The organism is Acinetobacter sp. WCHA55 (assembly GCF_002165305.2).
GTDB lineage: Bacteria > Pseudomonadota > Gammaproteobacteria > Pseudomonadales > Moraxellaceae > Acinetobacter.
The window spans coordinates 1,069,245-1,088,647 of sequence record NZ_CP032286.1; the positions used below are offsets into that span (position 1 = coordinate 1,069,245).

Sequence of the window (19,403 nt, forward strand, 5' to 3'; positions counted from 1 at the left end):
CTAAATACGCTAACTTCAGATACTGGCTTAAAAATTTTAAAACGCCAAATTATAACGGAAAAAGGATGTTGCACCAATCACTTTAAGGCGAATTGATGACATTTCTATGTATTCAATCGTTCTTTGATTTTGCGGGTTAATGTTGGATATTTATATCATTTCGTAGAAATAAAGCAGGTTGATAGATCTAGTCAGGCAGGTCAATTTGTGACTTAAGGGTTCATATTCATCATCTTCACTGATGAATCATAGAAAAAGAAAGCTTAACCAAATCTATATAAATCCATTAATATAGGCCTGCTTTATCTTTCATCATTTTATAAATAAGGGCAAGTCATGCAACGAGTGGCGATAAATGGATTTGGTCGAATCGGACGTAATGTATTACGTGCTTGGTTTGAAAATCCAAAGAACTTTCAGTTTGAAATCGTCGCGGTAAATGATGTAGCAGATGTAGAAACCTTATTGCATTTATTTAAATATGACACGACTCACGGGCGCTTTCCGGGGAAAGTTGATCTAAGTTATGAAAATGAGCATATTTATTTGCATCTTTCTAAAGATCAAGTGCAGCTCAAGGTTGAAGTATTGTGTCAGGCAAACCCGCAAGATCTACCTTGGGCCAGTCTCCATGTAGACGTAGTTCTAGAGTGCACAGGTTTATTTCGCTCGCGTGAAGCAGCAACAGAGCATATTCATGCAGGTGCAAAACGGGTCATTATTGGCGCAGCACCTTTTGACTCGGTTGATGCCGCAATTGTGTATGGGGTGAATCACCATGAGGTGAAAGCCAGTGACCAAATCATTTCCAGTGTGTCATGTACCACGCAGGCCTTAGTGCCTTTGGTTAAAATCATTGATGATGCTTTTGGTATTGATACTGCGCTCATGACGGAAATTCATGCGGTCACTGCCGATCAGTCTGTATTAGATCATGCGCATCGGGATTTAAGACGTGCCCGTGCTTCAGGTCAAAACATTATCCCGACTACATCGTCTGCGTTAGGTGCTTTAAAACAAGTCATGCCAAAAATGGCCGATCGTATTGATGGTTATTCCATCCGCGTACCGACCATTAATGTGGCGGCAATTGATTTGACCTTTATTTCGCAAACACCGATTACCGACCATAAAATAAATGAAGTGTTGATTCAGGCGGCGAAGTCAGACTACCGTGAAATTATGGATGTGACCGATGAACCCTTGGTGTCTTCGGATTTTAACCATTCACCGTATTCACTTATTGTAGATTTAACGCAAACCATGGTGGTAGGGCACCAAGCCAAAGTCTTTGCGTGGTATGACAATGAATGGGGCTATGCAAACCGCTTATTGGATTTGTGTGAATCTTTTAGTGCGTCAACTACCTAAAGGTCTTTATTTTTAAGCATCTTTTACTCTGAAAACAAGATGATAGGCATAGACCGAATACAGACTTGTGGTTATCATGAATTTATAAACGAAAATAATGTAGAGTGGTGCTTATGTTGATCTTAATTTGGGGATTTATTTTGCTGTTGGCGGTTGCTGTCGTATTTTTAATTTGGTTTCAATTTAAAAATCAGGCAGATAAAACTGATCCAAGCGTAGAGCAGAATCAACTGCAAGAAAAAGTACACCATCTTGAAGAAAACTTAAAAAAGACCTTGGAAATTATGCAAGATCTTGCAAAAAAGATGCATGTGCAACAGGAAGTGATCGAGCAGACCACGTCTAAGTTGCAAAAGGTTGAGCTACAAAACGCTGAGTTAGTGAATATTCTTGCTAAAGCCGTACAACCAGAACGTTAAAAGTTAAGTTTAGATGAGCACGGTACGTAATAATGCCGCGCTCAGCATACTAATCACAACGGTTGGTAAGAGTGAAAAGCGTGAAGCTGCAATTAAAGTGATGGCAATGGCGAGTAGATCTGCGACATTGTCTTTGACAAAATAAGGTGCAATTACTGAAATCAGTACGCAGCCCGGAACAACTTCCAAAATCTTTCGTTGTTTGTTGCTTAAAGTTTTATTTTTCAGCAAAACATAGCCCAATATACGTGTCAGATAAGTGGTGGCTGCAACCAATAGAATTGCAACAAGAGTCGTGCTGTGGATCATAGCTCATCCTCCTGAATAAATATGAAAGCAGAGGCAATGCCACAGATTGCACCAATAGGCACATACCAACCCGTCGGTAAATATAAATAAGCAATGGCTGCACTGATGAGACTGATAAGCCAAGGGCGTGCCGCGCTGAAGCCTTTCCACATGCCACGCAATAAAACCAGAAATACTGCAGCAAAGGCCATATCAAAACCGTAACTGTGTACATCTCCAAGTAAAGGACCAAGAATGGCACCTAAACTGGTAAAACTGACCCACATCAAGTACAGAGCAAAACAGATGCCTGCGTAGTAAGACATGCTAAAGGCCTGTTGTAGCCCAAATTTTTTCTTTTGTTCTGCATCGGCAAGAGCTGCTGCCCAACTTTCATCACACATGAAAAACAGAGCAGGGAAAACCTGTCGATTGGGCAAATGGCGTAAATAGGGCACGAGACTTGCACCCATGAGTAAATGACGGCTGTTGACTAGAAAAGTAATGAAAATTAAAACGAGAAAATTTGGTGGGTTGGTCCAGACCTCTAGCACGGCAAATTCGGAACCGCCCGCAAAGTTTAGGCCAGTAAAGAGTGGAACTTCTAAATGGCTAAAGCCTTTTTGAGTGGCTTGTGTTCCTAAGACCAAAGCAAAAGGAATAATGCCCAGCAGCATGGGGATAGATGTTTTAATTCCACGTTTAAATTCGACATAATCGCTGGAATCATTAAGTTCCTGAGTCGTATTTCTAAAGGAGAGCATTTTAAATCGCCTATACGTGCTATGTTTTGGTGCGGTAGGTGAATAATTTTAGGGTTTTTCTGAAGATATTTTTTACTTTATTTAGCTTAATATTAGAGTTATTTAGCATAATATGCTGTAATTGGTTAAATATGAGCAAAATTATGCTTTAGGGGTGGAGTTTATGGATCAAACAGATAAGCGCATATTACAAGTACTACAAGTCGATGGAAAACTTCAAAATAATGAGTTGGCTCAGCGTATTGGACTGTCTGCCTCACCGTGTTTAAGACGAGTAAAGCAGCTAGAAGAAGATGGGATTATTCGGGCTTATGTAGCGTTGGTTGATCCTGCCAAGGTGAATTTGCGATTGACCGTATTTGCACGGATTTGGCTCAAAAGTCAGGATCCGCAAACTGTGAACCAATTTGTCGAGTCGATTCGTGAAGTTCCAGAAGTGGTTGAATGTCATTTAATGGCAGGGGATTGCGACTTTTTCTTACGTATCGTGGTTGCAGATTTGGATGCCTATCGACAGTTTCAAATTCACCGTCTGAATAAAATTCCCAATATACAAAGTATAAAAACAGAAATTCCGCTGCAAAATATTAAACAAACGACTGAATTACCCTTAGCTTAACGGGTTTAGTCGTGATGTATATTATCCAAGTTGAGTGCAAGCGTGATTAAAGACCTGTTCTGCAAATCAAAGGCGATTTTCCGCTTGGCAAACTTGATCACTACTCTGTGGGCTTTTACGTGAAAGGATGAGTTGTGAGTTAAGTTTATAGCTCAATCGTTTTGACTACGCTGTCTACGGAATATTGTCCCCATGCGGAGAGCTGTTCAATAAAGTCATTCAATTGTCTTTGATGAAAGTGGCAGGTCAGCATATAGCATGCGGAGCCACAAACTTTATATGCATATTCAATTTGATCAAACTGTGCTAAAAAAGTTTCAAACTGTCCAAATTGATTATTTTCCATCATGATTCGAATAAATTGGGTCGTCTCATAATTTAAATCAACCGTATATTTTTGAATGAGACCTTCGTTTTGCATTTTTGCAATACGATTTCCTACCGCTTGACCTGTGCGATGAACCAATTCACCAATGTCTTTATGACTTAATCGGGAGTCATTTTTAAGAATCTTTAAGATTTTTAAGTCAATTGGATCTTGATTTGACAGCATAGATGATCGTTCTTTCACTCTGAAAACATTTATAGATACATTCTTTCATATTCAACTGCAAGAGCTGGTTTATTTTACTTATTCTATGGCATTGATACATCAGACTGAAATGAAGATGAGAGGGTGATTTAAATGAATAAAACAGCACTAATTATTATTGATGTTCAAAATGATTATTTTCCACAGGCTAAGATGGAGCTATATCAGGCTGAGCTAGCATTAAAGCAGATTAATCTTTTGGAAGACGCATTTTTGAAAAATAAACAGCCAATTATCTATATTCAGCATATTTTTAATCAACCTAATGCCCCATTTTTTGAAGCGGGCACGTTTGGTGTTGAATTACATTCAGGCTTGCAATTGACAGCAGACTCAATCGTGGTTGAAAAACATTATCCGAATAGTTTTTTTGAAACCAATCTAAAGACGGTGTTGGATCAGTTTGGTGTTGAAAAATTAGTGATTAGCGGCATGATGACGCATATGTGTGTAGATGCAACTTCCCGTGCTGCCGCGGAGTTTGGCTATGATCCAGTGGTTATTGCAGATGCAACAGCAACACGTGATTTGAGTTATGCCAATAAAACTGTGCAAGCAGAGGATGTACAGACTGCATGTTTAGCAGCATTTCAAATGTTTGCGACGGTGGTGTCAGTAGATGAGTATTTAAACTCATAATTCTTAGATTTGAGTTGCGATGTTGAGGCAAAAGTACACAAGTGATTGGACGTGTACTTTTGCCTCGGCAACTTACTCTTCGTTTAAAAAGCCTTCTTTAATTTCTTTAGGCAGATCTGCGTGCCACCATGCATAAATACTGGCTTTAATCTCTTCATCTTCTTCCGGATCATTGAACGGTTCATCATCTTCGCGGACAAGCTCGTCTCCATCGAACTTAAACCAAAACTCCCACGGATCATCATCACCGCAGCCCCATGCTTGTGCATGAATGTCAGGAAGCAAGGCTTTCAGGAAGAATAAAATAGCTTCAATGAACTCATCGCCCGATGAACCATGTACAAAGTGCGCAATGGAATAACCCGCAAAGGAGTATAGCGATTCAGGGCCCAAGTCAAACTCGATATTATCGACGGTATTTAAAATATCTTTAGCCAGTTCAACACCATGTTCAGGGTTAATGTCACAGGCTAAAGTCGTAAATTGGTCTGCATCACCCCGATGTTCTTGAAACATCCGGTCTAATTTTGCCATGATTTGAGCATTTGCATGCTTGTAATATAAGTTGCTGTGCAATTCCATCAAACGTTCCCCAAGTGAAAATACTGTGATTAAAATGGTCTATATAATGTGGTGTTGTATTTATTCTTGCTGTTGAATTGAGCAGGAGTATAAAATAACTTGTTTTTTTAGCAAGCAGTCTGTTAATGGGAAATAAAATATAAAACAATGTTTTAAATGATTTTTTTCAATGTGTGATATGCTTTGGTATAGTCAGCAGCCGTTTGGGTTGCGATTTTGAAATGATTTAAAATCTAGTTAAAAATGAATGATTCAAAAACGACAGATTTTATAGCGTGCTGGTTGTTAAAGTTGAAACGATAAATTAAATTTTCCGAAATTGTCTAATGCACAGCACATTGTATCGTGATAGACTAAGAGAAATCGGGTGTGCCCCGATTTTTTTATGCGGATTCGTTCCGCGCAGACAAGATTTTAGGTTTACAACATGCCCATTTCAGAGACATGGTTATTACCTGATGGTGTAGCTGATGTACTACCAGAACAGGCGCAAGTGATTGAAACTTTGCGTCGTCAAGCATTAGATTTCCTCGCAACTCGAGGTTATCAGTTGGTGTACACGCCATTCATTGAATACATCGAATCGTTATCTTCTCTTTCAGAATCGAATCAAGATTTAGACTTAGCCACTTTTAAAGTGATTGATCAGCTTTCTGGTCGTTTACTTGGTGTGCGTGCCGATATGACACCACAAGTGGCTCGTATTGATGCGCATGTACATCCAGTTGAAGGCGTTGCTCGCTATTGCTATGCAGGAACAGTCCTACATACCAAACCACAAGGCTTTAATACCACACGTGCGCCTTTACAATTAGGTGCTGAGCTATTTGGTTCAGATAGTATTGATGCTGATGTTGAACTGATTGATGTGATGATTAGTCTGCTTGAAAAAACAGGTTTTGCAGACGGTATCCATTTAGATTTAGGCCATGTGGGCTTATTCCGTAGTATGGTGAAGGTTGCGGGTTTAAACAAAGCGACTGAACGCCAACTCTCTGATTTATATCAACGTAAAGCATTGCCAGAGTTGGCTGAATTTACTCAAGATTTGAACTTTGGTGCAGACTTTTATACTTTAGGTCGTTATGCAAGTGACTTAGATGCCTTGCAAACGCATTTAAGTGCAGAAGTCATTGCCGATGCTGAATTCAAGCACGCTTTTGATGCTTTAAAAACCACACAATCTGAGATTCAAGCGCGTTGGCCAAATCTTCAGATGGGTATTGATGTGGTTGAGCTACGTTCGTATCACTACCATACGGGCTTAATGTATGCTGTTTATGCACCGAACCGTGCTGCGCCATTGGCACAAGGTGGACGCTATGACGGAATTGGTGAGCACTTTGGGCGTGCGCGTCCAGCAACGGGCTTTAGTTGTGACTTATATGCACTTAGTGCAGGTCGTTTTCAGCAAAACAGTCTTGTGGTTGCACCCAAAGGTACCCAAACAGATTTGATCCAAGCGATTGAACACGCACGTGCTCAAGGCATGAGCGTGATTCAACTTTTAGGGCAGGATGATTTAACTACGCTTCCATATGCAACGCACCAGTTGGTGAATGTTGCAGGTCAATGGACTGTAGAACAAATTTAATCACTTTTTTAGGTAAGCTAAAACCTGAGAAGTTCTTCAATTTTAACAGCATGATGCAATGAGGCTATTATGGGCAAGAATGTTGTGGTACTCGGTACCCAATGGGGCGACGAAGGTAAAGGTAAAATCGTCGACCTGCTCACAGATCAAGCGGCTGCGGTCGTTCGTTATCAAGGCGGACATAACGCAGGTCATACACTTGTCGTTGGTGGTAAGAAAACTGTATTACACCTCATTCCATCTGGTATTTTACGTGAAAACGTACTGTGCTTAATTGGTAATGGTGTGGTGCTTTCTCCTGAAGCGCTCATCAAAGAGATGGACATTCTTGAAAAAGAGGGCGTGCCAGTTAAAGAACGTCTACGTATTTCTCCGAATTGTCCACTGATTTTGCCAAACCATATTGCACTTGACCAAGCGCGTGAAATCAAGCGCGGTAATGCGAAAATTGGTACCACTGGTCGTGGTATTGGCCCAGCGTATGAAGACAAAGTTGCACGCCGTGCAATTCGTGTTGCAGATTTGGTTCGTGGTGGCGAGCATCTTAAAGCGCAGTTAACGGAACTTCTTGAATACCATAACTTCCAATTAACCCAATTTTACGGCGTAGAAGCAGTTAAATTAGAAGATGTACTTGCGCTGTGTGATCAATGGCGTGAAGTGGTTGCACCACTTGTGATTGATGTCACTACAGAGCTGCATAATTACCGTAAAAACGGTGATAACATCATGTTTGAAGGTGCTCAAGGTTCACTTCTAGATGTTGACCATGGTACATATCCGTATGTAACGTCTTCAAATACGACTGCTGGTGGCGTAAGCTCAGGTTCTGGTTTGGGTCCATTACATCTTGACTATGTATTGGGTATTACCAAAGCATACACAACGCGTGTAGGTGCAGGTCCGTTCCCAACTGAGTTGGTTTATGACGCTGCAAATGACGTAGGTGATGCTATTGGTAAGCACTTAGGGACTGTAGGTTCTGAATTCGGTGCCTCTACGGGGCGTCAACGTCGTTGTGGTTGGTTCGATGCTGAAATCCTTCGTCGTTCTGTAGACGTAAACTCACTTTCAGGTATTTGCTTAACGAAACTTGACGTTCTTGATGGTTTAGAAGAAGTGAAAATCTGTGTAGGTTACGAAGCAGCAGATTCTGGTTGTGTTGGTTCTTCTGATGCGCTTGCATTTGAAACTTTAAAACCAATTTACGAAACAATGCCAGGTTGGTCTGAGTCTACCTTTGGTGCGAAATCAATAGATCAATTGCCACAAGCAGCGATCAACTATGTAAAACGCATTGAACAGTTAATCGAATGCCCAATCGATATCATTTCTACAGGTCCAGACCGTGAAGAAACGATTGTTTTACGTCATCCATTTGACGCTTAAGCGATGAAGTATTGAACAAAAAACCCTGTCTAGTACAGGGTTTTTTGTTTGTGCGATACATCTGTACATAAGCATGACAGGTTTTGATTTAAGCTGCTGAGCTGGAATGATTTTCCCGACTAAAGTTGCATGAATAAGCACGACATAATGCATAAGTGCTTGTTAGAATAAAATGCACAATAAACAGATGAGCAGGCTGGATGCAAAAGAATATCGCAGGAACTATTTTTTATTCACTACTTTTTGCTATGGGGGGAGCGCCAACAATCGCGATGATGATTATTCAAGGGCAAACCACCGATCCAGATGTGATTTATAGTGCGCTCATTGGATTGTCTGTGATTATTGCTTGTATTTTGGTGCCACTGATACTGCTCCAAAATGCATTTCTGTTTGCAAAGCGTAAAAGTGCGACCCTTGAAGAAAAAATCGAACCTTTAAGCCATCTGTATTTGGGTTTAAATATTCTTTGTTTGGTTTATTGGCTTTTGATTCAGTTTGTGTAAGTCGGTTTAAGGTGGTGTGTAGATAAGATTCTACAGCTGGAACTTGGCTTATTATGCTTAATTGTGAAGATATTTTTACATAATTGCTATGATAAAACGCGGTGATGATATTTAACACTTTAAATCTATTCAATATAATTCAGCACATTATGTAAAATGCTTTGAGATGGATGGAGTTAAGCAATAATGAAAAATAAAATATTAATGAGTTTGTGTGCAGCGAGTGTGGTTACCATTTCAGGTTGTGCAACTTTTGCGGAAGTGGCAGGTGCGGACACGGCAACATTAAATGCAGCAGCAACCCAAGGCTTCAACAAAACAGTGAATGAAGCACGAAGCACAAAGACCTTAGATACTTCATCTACGACCTATAAACGTATTTATGGTGTATTCAATCGCTTGAAGCCATATGCCGATCAAATGAACCAAACTGGAACGAAATTTGACTGGCAGTTGGCAGTGCTTAAGTCAAATCAGGTCAATGCCTATGTTGCCCCTGGTGGGAAGGTGGTGTTCTACACAGGTATTGTAGATAAATTGAACCTAACCGATGCTGAAATTGCAGCGGTGATGGGACATGAGATGGTGCACGCTTTGGAAGAGCACTCAAAGAGTAAAGTTGGTGCTCAGGCATTAACGGATTTGGCTTTGGGGATTGGTCTAAGTGCGGCAGGTGTAGGTCAAACGGGTTCAGCAGCAGCACAGCTAGGTAGTCAAATTGGTATTGGCTTACCATACTCACGTAGCCTAGAAAGTCGTGCAGACCAAGGTGGCTTAATGTTGATGGCTAAAGCAGGCTATAACCCTCAAGCCGCAATTAGTCTGTGGGAAAAAATGAATAAGCTTGATGGAGCAGGTGGTTCTTCATTCCTGTCGACGCATCCATCAAATAGTCAGCGTATTGAAGCAATGCGTAAGAACTTAGCCGCTGCTCAAGCGGTTTATAATCAAAGACGTTAATTTGTTTTTGTGTAAAAAAGGACGCTAAGGCGTCCTTTTTTAATGTCAGTTCAGGATTTTAAAATCATAAATTATTTGTGACAGATGAGGCAATACTCCACCTGAACAGTTATTTGAGAAATATCTATGGCGCAGGGTTGGGTTGTTGCTGATGGATAGTTTGAATACCCTGTAAAACTTCTTCCGATAAATCAATCTCAAAAGCTTGAATATTTTCTTTTAACTGATGCAAGTTAGTCGCACCAATAATCGTACTGGTCACAAAAAACTGCTGCTTGATAAAGGCTAAAGCCAGTTGTGTAGGTGTTAAACCATGTTGTTCAGCCAGTTGAGCATATTGTTCCGTTGCCCATTCACTCTCAGGGTTGCTATAACGACTAAAGCGACTAAAAAGAGTCACTCGAGCATTCGCTGGGCGCGCACCATTGCGGAATTTTCCCGTGAGGTAACCAAAAGCGAGTGGGGAGTAGGCGAGTAAACCAATGCCTTCATATTTCGCAATTTCTGACATACCAATTTCATAAGTACGGTTCAATAGGTTATATGGATTTTGTACACTGACAAATTTAGACAGGCCAAGTTGTTCTGCAATCTGCAGAAACTTCATGGTGCCCCATGGCGTTTCATTAGATAAACCAATATAACGAATACGTCCTTTTTGAATCTCTACTTCTAGTGCTTGTAGTGTCTCTTGCAAAGAGGTCACGGTTTGCGTGTTATGAGCTTCACTGTTTTCATAGCCTAATTTGCCGAAAAAGTTGGTTGGACGTTGTGGCCAGTGTAGCTGATATAAATCGATATAATCGGTCTGTAAACGCTTTAGGTTGCCATCTAGAGCCGAAGAAATGTCACTTGCATTAAAACGAGTCTGTCCATCACGAATATGACTACCACCTTGTGACGGCCCCGCAATTTTAGAGGCTAAAAATAGTTTGTCTCGACCGCCGCGCTGGGCAATCCATTGACCAATAATGCTTTCGGTTGCACCTTGGGTTTCAGGTTTTGGAGGAACAGGATACATTTCCGCAGTGTCCCAAAAGTTAATGCCTTGCGCCAAAGCATAGTCAAGTTGCTCAAAGGCTTCAGCTTGGGTGTTTTGCTCACCAAAAGTCATGGTGCCGAGACAAATTTCAGGAACCAAAATGCCTGTATTGGCTAAAGGTTTAAATTGCATTCAACATTTCCTTTTATGGACTGCGTTTTTTCGGTGGAATTAGGTTACACAGTTATGCTTATTAGGTTAAATCACTATTTTTACAAAGTTTGTCATGATTTTGTCAAAGCAGAAGCAGATTTAAAGGCAAAAAAAAAGCAAATCCTAAGATTTGCTTTTGGCTGTATCAGCTATCAAGAAAAAAGCCTTATTCTTCGTCTTCATAGTCATCAGCATTCGCTTTTGACTCTTCTAAAGAGGCATCAAAAATTAAGATGGCTTTACCATCAGTTTCGATCATGCCTTGCTCTTCAAGTGTTTTTAAGACACGACCGACCATTTCACGTGAACAACCGACAATACGTCCAATTTCTTGACGGGTAATACGAATTTGACGTCCATTTGGCAAAATCATCGCTTCAGGTTGCGAAGATAAGTCGATTAGGCAACGTGCAATACGACCTGAAACATCGATAAATGCAAGGTCAGTCACTTTACGAGTGGTATTTTTTAGACGGCGTACAAGCTGTGCAAATACTGCATAGCTTAGGTCAGGGTATTGCTTGCTGAGTTCATGGAAGTTTTCATAAGTCACTTCAGCAATTTCGCAGACATCACGTGTACGCACTTCAGCTGTACGTTGTGAGTTTGCTTCGAATAGCCCCATTTCCCCAAAAAAATCACCCGCATTTAAATAAGCGACCACGATTTCACGTTCATCGTCTTCACGCAGAATAATGGAGACCGAACCTTTTAAAATCAAATATAAAGATTTAGATTCTGAGCCTGCATCTACGATGGTGGTACGCTTAGGATAACGATTAATATATGCGCGTTTTAATAATGCTTTGACTGACTCGGGGAGTTGACCTGGAGACAGCGCATCAGTGCTTAATTGTGAAAAGCTTGAAGTCATGCTAACGGTTCCGAAAATGGATAAAATATAGATCGCACAGACCTAGGGTGAACTTGTCACACAGTCAGAGCTGAAATTCCTTATCAACTCAATTTATGTTAGTGTACAGTCACTTCGTCAATCTATAGCTTTTTTTAGGTACTTGCAATGCAAACAACTGTTCATTGGTTAGAGAATGTTGCTTTCGAAGCAAAAACTCAAAGTGGTCACAGTGTTATCATGGATGGATCACCCGAATATGGTGGTGAAAACCGTGGTCCAAGACCAATGGAATTGCTCCTGACTGGGCTGGGTGGTTGCGCTTCTTTTGACATCGTAACCATACTAAAAAAATCACGCCAAGAAATTACCGATGTACGCTGTGAACTCAAGGCGGAGCGGGCAGATAGCATCCCAGCAGTGTTCACAAAAATCCACTTACATTTCGTGATTACGGGCCATGCAGTGAAGGAAAAGCAAGTCGCAAAAGCCGTGGAATTATCGGCAGAAAAGTACTGTTCTGCGAGCAAAATGTTGATGGATGGTGGGGTTGAAATCACTCATGATTTTGAGATTATTGAAGCAAATTAAACGCTGACTTTTAAGTCATTTAAGGCTGATCTGGTGATCGGCCTTTTTCATGCTTCACGCTTTTGTTTTGATTCCGTAAACTGGTACACAATTCATCACACGAATAAATAGTAAAATGAGTTGTTTGTTTGGTTGATAATTGATCAAATGATTTTAGTTGTCACTGATTTATATCTAGTCGTGGTCTTTAATAGATAAATAATGTGGGCTGACGCTTGAAAATAAGTCAGAGAAGACCCATCTTATAACCAAGTTTTATTGGTTTATTGTTAACATAAACTAATGAAAAATAAGTCAAAATGTAGAAAAATTAATTAAATTTGAATTGAATTCTGAGCAATTGTTCCCATATATCCATCAAGTTCGAAATTTGTTGTGAGGAAAACAAGAATGCGATTTGAAAAATTCACAAACCGCTTACAGCAAGCTCTCTCAGATGCTCAATCACTTGCAGTGGGGAAAGACCACACCGCAATTGAAGGTATTCATATTTTATCAACATTGTTAGAAGAAACCTCCAATCTGAGTTTGTTGCAACAAGCGGGTGCTAATCTGCCTGAATTACAAGCCAAATTAAAACAAGCACTAGCTGATGCGCCAACATTGACGAATCCTACAGGGGACGTCAACTTAAGTTCAGAGGCAGTCAAAGCGCTGAACTTGGCCGACAGTTTCGCACAAAAAGCAGGTGATGAGTTTTTGTCTACCGACTGGGTGATGCAAGCCTTAGCCGAAGTGGGGGCAACTAAAACGCTACTCAACAGCGTGGGCGTGAAAGCAGAAAGCTTACGCAAAGTCATTTTAAAAATTCGAGGTGATGAGAAAGTCATGAGCAACAATCATGAAGATCAACGTGATTCTCTGAATAAATACACCATTGATTTAACTGAACGCGCACTGGCAGGTAAGTTAGACCCTGTGATTGGGCGTGATGATGAAATTCGCCGCACTATTCAAGTTTTGTCGCGTCGTACCAAAAATAACCCAGTGTTGATTGGTGAACCAGGTGTGGGTAAAACAGCCATTGTTGAAGGCTTGGCACAGCGGATTATTAACCGTGAAGTACCTGAAAGCTTACAAGGTAAACGTGTTTTATCCTTAGATTTGGGTTCTTTGCTTGCGGGTGCCAAATACCGTGGCGAGTTTGAAGAGCGCTTAAAAGCAGTACTGAAAGATTTGTCTAAACAAGATGGTGAAGTCATTTTGTTTATCGATGAATTGCACACTTTAGTGGGTGCAGGTAAGGGCGATGGTGCGATGGATGCAGGCAATATGCTCAAACCTGCTCTGGCACGTGGTGAGCTACGCTGTGTTGGTGCAACCACATTAGATGAATATCGCCAATTCATTGAAAAAGATGCAGCGCTAGAGCGTCGTTTCCAAAAAGTGTTGGTTGATGAGCCGAGTGTGGAAGACACCATTGCGATTTTACGTGGTTTGAAAGAGCGCTACGAAGTGCACCATGGTGTGAAAATTTTAGACTCTGCCATTATTGCAGCAGCAAAAATGTCACATCGTTACATCACTGACCGTCAATTGCCTGATAAAGCAATTGATTTGATTGATGAAGCTGCTTCTCGTATCAAAATGGAGCTGGACTCTAAGCCAGAAGCTCTGGATAAACTTGAACGTCGTTTGATTCAATTGAAACTACAACTCGAAGCAGTGAAAAAAGATGAAGATGCAGGCAGTCGTGCGGAAGTCGCTCATCTTGAAAAGCAAATTAGCGAAGTTCAACGCGAATACAATGATTTAGAAGAAGTTTGGAAAGCGGAGAAAACCTTAGTTGAAGGTACCAAACAAGTTCAAGCTGAATTGGATCAGGCTCGTATTGCGTTGCAAAAAGCGCAGCGTGAAAACGACTTGGGGGAAATGTCGCGTCTTCAGTATGGTGTGATTCCAGAGCTGGAAAAACGTCTCAATGAAGAAGAAGTCGTTGAGGAAAAAGAAGAGCCAAAACTACTGCGCAACAAAGTCACTGACAATGAAATTGCAGAAGTCGTTAGTGCTGCTACGGGTATTCCTGTGGCTAAAATGATGCAAGGTGAACGTGAGAAACTTCTCCATATGGAAGAGTTTCTACATAACCGTGTCGTTGGGCAGGATGATGCTGTAGTTGCAGTATCCAATGCGGTTCGTCGTTCGCGTGCTGGCTTATCTGATCCGAACCGACCAAGTGGCTCGTTCTTATTCTTAGGTCCAACAGGTGTTGGTAAAACAGAGTTGACCAAAGCACTGGCAAACTTCTTGTTTGATAGTGACGATGCCATGATTCGTATCGACATGTCCGAGTTTATGGAAAAACACTCGGTCAGCCGTTTGGTAGGTGCGCCTCCAGGTTATGTGGGGTATGAAGAAGGTGGTGTCTTAACCGAAGCTGTACGCCGTAAACCGTATAGTGTGGTGTTATTTGATGAAGTTGAAAAAGCACATCCCGATGTGTTTAATATTTTGCTCCAAGTGTTGGATGATGGTCGCTTAACAGATTCGCAAGGTCGTGTGGTTGACTTTAAAAATACTGTAATTGTGATGACATCTAATCTTGGTTCAAGTGATGTACGCGAGTTGGGTGATAATCCATCTGATGAAGAAGTGCGAGCAGTAGTCATGAATGCCGTGACGCAACATTTCCGTCCAGAGTTTATCAACCGTATTGATGAGTTGGTGGTGTTCCATTCACTCAAAAAAGCACAAATTCGAGGTATCGCAGATATCCAGTTGGATCGTTTACGTGCTCGTTTGGTTGAAAAGGACATGCGTTTAACAGTCGATGATCATGCTTTTGATTTGTTGATTGATGCTGGTTTTGACCCTGTATATGGTGCGCGTCCACTGAAACGTGCCATCCAACAGCAGGTTGAAAACAGCTTAGCGCAAAAAATATTGTCTGGAGAATTTGTTGCTGGAGACAATATTATGATCACTGCGCAAGATGGTCAACTCAGCTTCGATAAAGTAAAAATGAATTAACCATTCAAATGATTAATTTTATTTGTTGATATTAAAAAACCCAGCTTCGGCTGGGTTTTTTATGGCGGGATAGAAGTGTTAGAAGGTGACATTTTTAAGCATAAATGTGACGTATGTTTTCACATTTATGTGATGAATATGGCATCTAAGTGCTTTATTTGCAAAATAATTATCTTTATTTATAAATTGTCTTTATACTTTATTTTAATAAAAAGTAAATAAATTGAGATAGAGAAAATGAGTCAATTAAAGTGGGGTGTTGGGGGCGTATTGACGCTGGCTGTGGTCGCAGTTGGTGGTAATCTTTATGCAGATAAAAGCCTAAAGGCTTATTATCAACAGGGCTCTAAACAATCGAATAATTTGAATTTGCAGTATCAACAATTCCAAATGGGTGCTTTAAAAGGGAGTGCGAAATGGAGTGCCGAATTAGTACCAGATCCGTGTAAACCCAAAGACGTAGTTAAATTAAGTGGTCAAGATAATATTCAGCGTAGTTGGAATGGGTATGCGATCCAGTCGGATATTAAAATTACTCAGGCACCTGGCGCACTCCAATCTTTGTTGAAGGAACCACTCAAAGTTGATACGAAAGTCAATTGGTTAGGCACTATGAATAGTGTATTGACTACACCAGTGATTATCCGCAATGAAGCTCAACTTCAGTCTAGATTAGACCCGATGACACTAAAGTTTCGGGCAAAACCGATCGAACAACAGTTAAAGATACTGGATTTGCGGCTTGAAATTCCGAATTTAACAGTCACTGATCCCAATATGCATTTGCAAATGGTGGGGCTAAAGCTAGAAAGTAACCAAGGGTTGAATGGTGAATATCTTGAGGCGGGTGAAAGCAAAATCCAGATGGATCTGCTGAAAATATCAGATCGAGACATCAATAAACCTACCAATGCCGAACTGAAGAATTTTAGTATAGAAACGCAAAGTGAATTGACAGACCGAGTTGTAAATACTGAAATGTTGTTGCGTTTAGATGAAATGAAAATGCCTTCAGCGCCCACCGTACAAAATGTACAATTTAATTTTAATGTACTCGATGTAAACCGACAGAAATTACAGATGTTGTTTGATATTTTTGCTAAAAGTGAAAACAGTTGTTTGGCAAAAGAGGCAATGGAAAAAGATATGGAACCTGCTTTATTGGCCGTGATCAATGAAGGTTTCCGTTTTGAATCCAAAGAGAACCAATTTGCTATCGGGGAGGGGGTTGCACAAGCGAGTGTGACGGGGCGTATTATGCCGAGTCATCAATCAACGATGATGGGTATGGTGAAAATGATGCCAAGTTTAATGGAATATAAAGCAGATGTTCAGTTTGATAAAAATATGATCTCGAGCATCATGAATAATTATCTGCACAAAGGTGGCATCAGCATGTCGGATCAAGAGATCGAAACCATGCTTTCGACAATGCAGAATTCAGGACAGGTGAAACGTGAAGGGAATACTATGAAAATGTCAGTTGAATACAAATATGGGCAAACCAATTTCTTAAAGGAATAATGCAAAAAAAGATAAACTAAAATATAAAAGGGACGTATTTCGTCCCTTTTATATTTCTGAAAATTTGTCTAATGCAAAATTTAGGTAAGATGAAACGCCAGCGGGCATTTCATCTTCAGTTCATTAATTTTTTGGATGGGTGATTTTCCACGCACGGTGGATTTTTTGATTACGTTTGAAATCAGGCCCAATGGTTTCACTGGTGATTTCTTCGACATCAAAGAACGCCAAAATTTCTTCGTCCATTTCAAAGCCACGGTAGTTGTTTGAAAAGTACAAAGTACCATCTGTGGTTAAACGGTTCATGGCGCGTTTAAGCAATGATAAATGGTCACGTTGTACATCAAAGGTACCGTAGAATTTTTTTGAGTTTGAGAAAGTTGGCGGGTCAATAAAGATCAGATCATACTGTTCATGACCTTCTTTCAACCACTCAAAACAGTCGCTGGCAAAGAACTGGTGTTGTTCATCGGCATGATCGACCGTTAAGCCATTCAAGACGAAGTTTTCTTTAGACCAACTCAAATAGGTGTTTGACAGATCGACGCTGGTTGTACTTGCTGCACCACCTAAAGCTGCATGTAAGCTGGCTGTAGAGGTATAACTGTACAAGTTCAAGAAGTGCTTACCACGCGCTTCTTGTGCAATACGTAGACGGATTTGACGGTGGTCTAAGAACAAGCCAGTATCTAGGTAATCGGTTAAGTTGACTAAGATTTTTGCTTTGCCTTCTTGTACGATAAAACGTTTCGAAGCTGTACTTTGTTTGGTGTACTGGTTTTTACCTTCTTGACGAGCACGTGTTTTGATAAAGATCGCATCACGACCTAAACCTGTTACCGCACGAATCGCCTGTAAAGCAAGATTGAAACGTTTCTTGGCTTTTTCAGGATCAATTTTTTTCGGTGGTGCGTACTCTTGGACGTGGAGACGATCACCATACAAATCGACTGCGACGTTAAAGTCAGGAAGGTCGGCATCATATAAACGCAAACAGTGAATGTTCTCTTTCACTGCCCATTTCTTTAAAGTTTGCATGTTCTTTTGTAAGCGGTTAGCAAAGTCTTCAGCGCCTTCAATTGCTTCAAACTGTTGTGGCTGCCACGTTTCCAAGAAAGGTTTAACTACTGCCACAGGCTTAACACAACCTGAACGCACATAAATTGGCAGTTTACCATTCATCAAGCGCATGGTTTGCGCGTCATTCAGCGCCAATACATCGGCTTGCTCAACGGCTGCGGCGATGACTGCTGCAGTTTGATTTGGGAAGTTTTTTTGCAATAAAGCAGATAAGCCTAAATATAAAGCACGGTTAGAGGCCTTATCGCCTAAACGTTCACCATAAGGTGGGTTGGTCACAATAAAGGCGGTTTTTCCTTCGGCTTCAAAGTTTGGCCAGTCCGCCAAAGTACGTTCTTCGATTTGGATCTGCTCAAGTACACGTTCAAAACCAGCAGCGATGATGTTTTGTTTGGTGGCTTTTACTGCTTCCCAGTCAGCATCAAAAGCATAAAATTTAGGGAGCGGTTGCTCCAAAGCTATTTGATGACGTTCAGCTGCTTCCGCTTTAATGCTCATCCACAGATCATGATCATGGCCATTCCAGCCATTAAAACCAAAACGACGAACTAAACCCGGTGCACGGTCAGTCAACATCATTAATGCTTCAATAATGAATGTCCCTGAACCACACATAGGATCAAGGAAAATATCGGGTCTTTTAGCAAGGAGCTTGGCTTTTTGTAAAATCGCAGCGGCTAAGTTTTCTTTAATTGGGGCATCGGTCATATAACGACGGTAGCCACGTTTATGCAGTGAATCCCCAGATAAGTCTAAACAATAGGTGTGTTCAGTTTTGCCTGCGAGTGCATAAATGGTAATTTCAGGTTGCTTAATATCAATACTTGGACGCTTACCCACAGCTTCCATGAATGAATCGACGATACCGTCTTTCACACGTAGAGTGGCAAACTGGCTGTTCACTTTAATTTCACGTTCAATATGTAAACGAACGGCGAAGGTGCTTTGTGGTGCAAAAATCAGCGACCAATCAAAGTTAATTGCACCTTCGTAGAGCTCTTCAGCGACATCACGTGCGTCATGGCTAAATTCCAACTCATGGACATGGATCGGCGTGAGTACACGTGACGCAAGACGCGACCACATACAAATGCGATAGGCATGTTCCAGTGTACCTTTGAAAACTAAACGCCCAGGAAAACGTTCAATGTTTTGAACACCTAAACCTTCTAATTCTTCTTGGAGTAAGGTTTCTAAGCCATCGGCACACGTAACCCAATAGCTGCTTAAACGCGAAGCGGTTTTCATAAATTTGAGAGACCAAAATAAAACAAAATAAACTTGCTAAAGTTTAACGTATTTTGCCTCTGAATGGTCTTTTTAATATGCCTCTGCTCAGGAGAAATATCAAAATAAATGAATCACCATGTGAACAATAACGTTTTTGGTACGTATTTTGCTAAATCCTTACAAGTTTAATTTGCTGACTGATTTTTGCTAGATCGTCAGTAAATATTTTTCACTTGA

At 40.8% G+C, this 19,403-nt stretch carries 18 protein-coding genes; 11 read left to right on the forward strand and 7 right to left on the reverse strand.

Annotated elements, in window-relative coordinates:
• The first annotated feature begins 336 nt into the window (after positions 1 to 336).
• Complete coding sequence (locus CDG62_RS07965) at positions 337 to 1,371, forward strand: type I glyceraldehyde-3-phosphate dehydrogenase (RefSeq protein ID WP_087526555.1); 1,035 nt, start codon at positions 337 to 339, stop codon at positions 1,369 to 1,371.
• A gap of 113 nt (positions 1,372 to 1,484) precedes the next feature.
• Positions 1,485 to 1,790 carry a hypothetical protein gene (locus CDG62_RS07970; protein ID WP_004696167.1) on the forward strand — a complete coding sequence of 102 codons (306 nt, stop codon included), beginning with the start codon at positions 1,485 to 1,487 and terminating at the stop codon, positions 1,788 to 1,790.
• Between the two features lie 9 nt (positions 1,791 to 1,799).
• Here CDG62_RS07970 and CDG62_RS07975 read toward each other — a convergent pair whose 3' ends face one another.
• A complete protein-coding gene (locus tag CDG62_RS07975) occupies positions 1,800 to 2,099 on the reverse strand; it encodes an AzlD family protein (RefSeq protein ID WP_004696169.1) in 300 nt (99 codons plus the stop codon).
• The gene (locus CDG62_RS07980; RefSeq protein ID WP_087526554.1) at positions 2,096 to 2,842 is read right to left on the reverse strand and encodes an AzlC family ABC transporter permease; all 747 of its coding nucleotides are present in this window, start codon (positions 2,840 to 2,842) and stop codon (positions 2,096 to 2,098) included. The genes CDG62_RS07975 and CDG62_RS07980 overlap by 4 nt, the downstream gene beginning before the upstream one ends.
• 163 nt (positions 2,843 to 3,005) lie before the next feature.
• Between CDG62_RS07980 and CDG62_RS07985 the strand changes: the two genes are divergently transcribed.
• Positions 3,006 to 3,461: an Lrp/AsnC family transcriptional regulator gene (locus CDG62_RS07985; RefSeq protein ID WP_086207856.1), complete on the forward strand. Its 456-nt coding sequence runs from the start codon at positions 3,006 to 3,008 to the stop codon at positions 3,459 to 3,461.
• 145 nt (positions 3,462 to 3,606) lie between these two features.
• Here the strand turns inward: CDG62_RS07985 and CDG62_RS07990 are convergent, their stop codons facing one another.
• Positions 3,607 to 4,014: an Lrp/AsnC family transcriptional regulator gene (locus tag CDG62_RS07990; RefSeq protein WP_087526553.1), complete on the reverse strand. Its 408-nt coding sequence runs from the start codon at positions 4,012 to 4,014 to the stop codon at positions 3,607 to 3,609.
• 132 nt (positions 4,015 to 4,146) lie between these two features.
• Between CDG62_RS07990 and CDG62_RS07995 the strand changes: the two genes are divergently transcribed.
• A complete protein-coding gene (locus CDG62_RS07995) occupies positions 4,147 to 4,692 on the forward strand; it encodes a cysteine hydrolase family protein (protein ID WP_087526552.1) in 546 nt (181 codons plus the stop codon).
• A gap of 72 nt (positions 4,693 to 4,764) precedes the next feature.
• On the opposite strand, the gene CDG62_RS08000 is transcribed toward CDG62_RS07995, so the two are convergent.
• Positions 4,765 to 5,274: a hypothetical protein gene (locus CDG62_RS08000; RefSeq protein WP_087526551.1), complete on the reverse strand. Its 510-nt coding sequence runs from the start codon at positions 5,272 to 5,274 to the stop codon at positions 4,765 to 4,767.
• A gap of 427 nt (positions 5,275 to 5,701) precedes the next feature.
• On the opposite strand from CDG62_RS08000, the gene CDG62_RS08005 reads away from it, so the two are divergent.
• The 4 genes from CDG62_RS08005 (at position 5,702) to CDG62_RS08020 (ending at position 9,723) form a co-directional block, all read left to right on the forward strand.
• Complete coding sequence (locus CDG62_RS08005) at positions 5,702 to 6,868, forward strand: ATP phosphoribosyltransferase regulatory subunit (RefSeq protein WP_087526550.1); 1,167 nt, start codon at positions 5,702 to 5,704, stop codon at positions 6,866 to 6,868.
• Positions 6,869 to 6,937: 69 nt separating this feature from the next.
• Entirely contained in the window at positions 6,938 to 8,257 is a 1,320-nt protein-coding gene (locus CDG62_RS08010; protein WP_087526549.1) for an adenylosuccinate synthase, read from the forward strand.
• Between the two features lie 200 nt (positions 8,258 to 8,457).
• Positions 8,458 to 8,763 (forward strand): hypothetical protein, encoded by a 306-nt coding sequence (locus CDG62_RS08015; protein ID WP_087526548.1) that lies wholly within the window; start codon positions 8,458 to 8,460, stop codon positions 8,761 to 8,763.
• 186 nt (positions 8,764 to 8,949) lie between these two features.
• Complete coding sequence (locus tag CDG62_RS08020; RefSeq protein ID WP_004982314.1) at positions 8,950 to 9,723, forward strand: M48 family metallopeptidase; 774 nt, start codon at positions 8,950 to 8,952, stop codon at positions 9,721 to 9,723.
• A 124-nt stretch (positions 9,724 to 9,847) separates the two neighbouring features.
• On the opposite strand, the gene CDG62_RS08025 is transcribed toward CDG62_RS08020, so the two are convergent.
• The gene (locus CDG62_RS08025) at positions 9,848 to 10,897 is read right to left on the reverse strand and encodes an NADP(H)-dependent aldo-keto reductase (protein WP_087526547.1); all 1,050 of its coding nucleotides are present in this window, start codon (positions 10,895 to 10,897) and stop codon (positions 9,848 to 9,850) included.
• A 187-nt stretch (positions 10,898 to 11,084) separates the two neighbouring features.
• A complete protein-coding gene (gene crp, locus CDG62_RS08030) occupies positions 11,085 to 11,792 on the reverse strand; it encodes a cAMP-activated global transcriptional regulator CRP (RefSeq protein WP_004696183.1) in 708 nt (235 codons plus the stop codon).
• 147 nt (positions 11,793 to 11,939) lie between these two features.
• Between crp and CDG62_RS08035 the strand changes: the two genes are divergently transcribed.
• The 3 genes from CDG62_RS08035 to CDG62_RS08045 all read left to right on the forward strand — a co-directional run bounded on the left by CDG62_RS08035 (position 11,940) and on the right by CDG62_RS08045 (position 16,856).
• Positions 11,940 to 12,362 (forward strand): OsmC family protein, encoded by a 423-nt coding sequence (locus tag CDG62_RS08035; protein WP_087526546.1) that lies wholly within the window; start codon positions 11,940 to 11,942, stop codon positions 12,360 to 12,362.
• Between the two features lie 390 nt (positions 12,363 to 12,752).
• Positions 12,753 to 15,332 (forward strand): ATP-dependent chaperone ClpB, encoded by a 2,580-nt coding sequence (gene clpB / locus CDG62_RS08040; RefSeq protein WP_087526545.1) that lies wholly within the window; start codon positions 12,753 to 12,755, stop codon positions 15,330 to 15,332.
• Positions 15,333 to 15,569: 237 nt separating this feature from the next.
• The gene (locus CDG62_RS08045; protein ID WP_087526544.1) at positions 15,570 to 16,856 is read left to right on the forward strand and encodes a DUF945 family protein; all 1,287 of its coding nucleotides are present in this window, start codon (positions 15,570 to 15,572) and stop codon (positions 16,854 to 16,856) included.
• 123 nt (positions 16,857 to 16,979) lie between these two features.
• On the opposite strand, the gene rlmKL is transcribed toward CDG62_RS08045, so the two are convergent.
• On the reverse strand, positions 16,980 to 19,184 hold the full coding sequence (gene rlmKL / locus CDG62_RS08050) for a bifunctional 23S rRNA (guanine(2069)-N(7))-methyltransferase RlmK/23S rRNA (guanine(2445)-N(2))-methyltransferase RlmL (protein ID WP_087526543.1): 2,205 nt from the start codon (positions 19,182 to 19,184) through the stop codon (positions 16,980 to 16,982).
• Positions 19,185 to 19,403: the final 219 nt, after the last annotated feature.

Bases quoted from the DNA above. Each gene is read 5' to 3' on its own strand.
- clpB (WP_087526545.1), top strand. From the start codon at position 12,753: ATGCGATTTGAAAAATTCACAAACCGCTTACAGCAAGCTCTCTCAGAT.
- CDG62_RS07985 (WP_086207856.1), top strand. From the start codon at position 3,006: ATGGATCAAACAGATAAGCGCATATTACAAGTACTACAAGTCGATGGA.
- CDG62_RS07975 (WP_004696169.1), bottom strand. From the start codon at position 2,099: ATGATCCACAGCACGACTCTTGTTGCAATTCTATTGGTTGCAGCCACC.
- CDG62_RS07965 (WP_087526555.1), top strand. From the start codon at position 337: ATGCAACGAGTGGCGATAAATGGATTTGGTCGAATCGGACGTAATGTA.
- CDG62_RS07995 (WP_087526552.1), top strand. From the start codon at position 4,147: ATGAATAAAACAGCACTAATTATTATTGATGTTCAAAATGATTATTTT.
- CDG62_RS08005 (WP_087526550.1), top strand. From the start codon at position 5,702: ATGCCCATTTCAGAGACATGGTTATTACCTGATGGTGTAGCTGATGTA.
- CDG62_RS07970 (WP_004696167.1), top strand. From the start codon at position 1,485: ATGTTGATCTTAATTTGGGGATTTATTTTGCTGTTGGCGGTTGCTGTC.
- CDG62_RS08035 (WP_087526546.1), top strand. From the start codon at position 11,940: ATGCAAACAACTGTTCATTGGTTAGAGAATGTTGCTTTCGAAGCAAAA.
- CDG62_RS08000 (WP_087526551.1), bottom strand. From the start codon at position 5,274: ATGGAATTGCACAGCAACTTATATTACAAGCATGCAAATGCTCAAATC.
- CDG62_RS07980 (WP_087526554.1), bottom strand. From the start codon at position 2,842: ATGCTCTCCTTTAGAAATACGACTCAGGAACTTAATGATTCCAGCGAT.
- CDG62_RS08020 (WP_004982314.1), top strand. From the start codon at position 8,950: ATGAAAAATAAAATATTAATGAGTTTGTGTGCAGCGAGTGTGGTTACC.
- CDG62_RS08010 (WP_087526549.1), top strand. From the start codon at position 6,938: ATGGGCAAGAATGTTGTGGTACTCGGTACCCAATGGGGCGACGAAGGT.
- CDG62_RS08015 (WP_087526548.1), top strand. From the start codon at position 8,458: ATGCAAAAGAATATCGCAGGAACTATTTTTTATTCACTACTTTTTGCT.
- CDG62_RS07990 (WP_087526553.1), bottom strand. From the start codon at position 4,014: ATGCTGTCAAATCAAGATCCAATTGACTTAAAAATCTTAAAGATTCTT.
- CDG62_RS08025 (WP_087526547.1), bottom strand. From the start codon at position 10,897: ATGCAATTTAAACCTTTAGCCAATACAGGCATTTTGGTTCCTGAAATT.
- rlmKL (WP_087526543.1), bottom strand. From the start codon at position 19,184: ATGAAAACCGCTTCGCGTTTAAGCAGCTATTGGGTTACGTGTGCCGAT.
- CDG62_RS08045 (WP_087526544.1), top strand. From the start codon at position 15,570: ATGAGTCAATTAAAGTGGGGTGTTGGGGGCGTATTGACGCTGGCTGTG.
- crp (WP_004696183.1), bottom strand. From the start codon at position 11,792: ATGACTTCAAGCTTTTCACAATTAAGCACTGATGCGCTGTCTCCAGGT.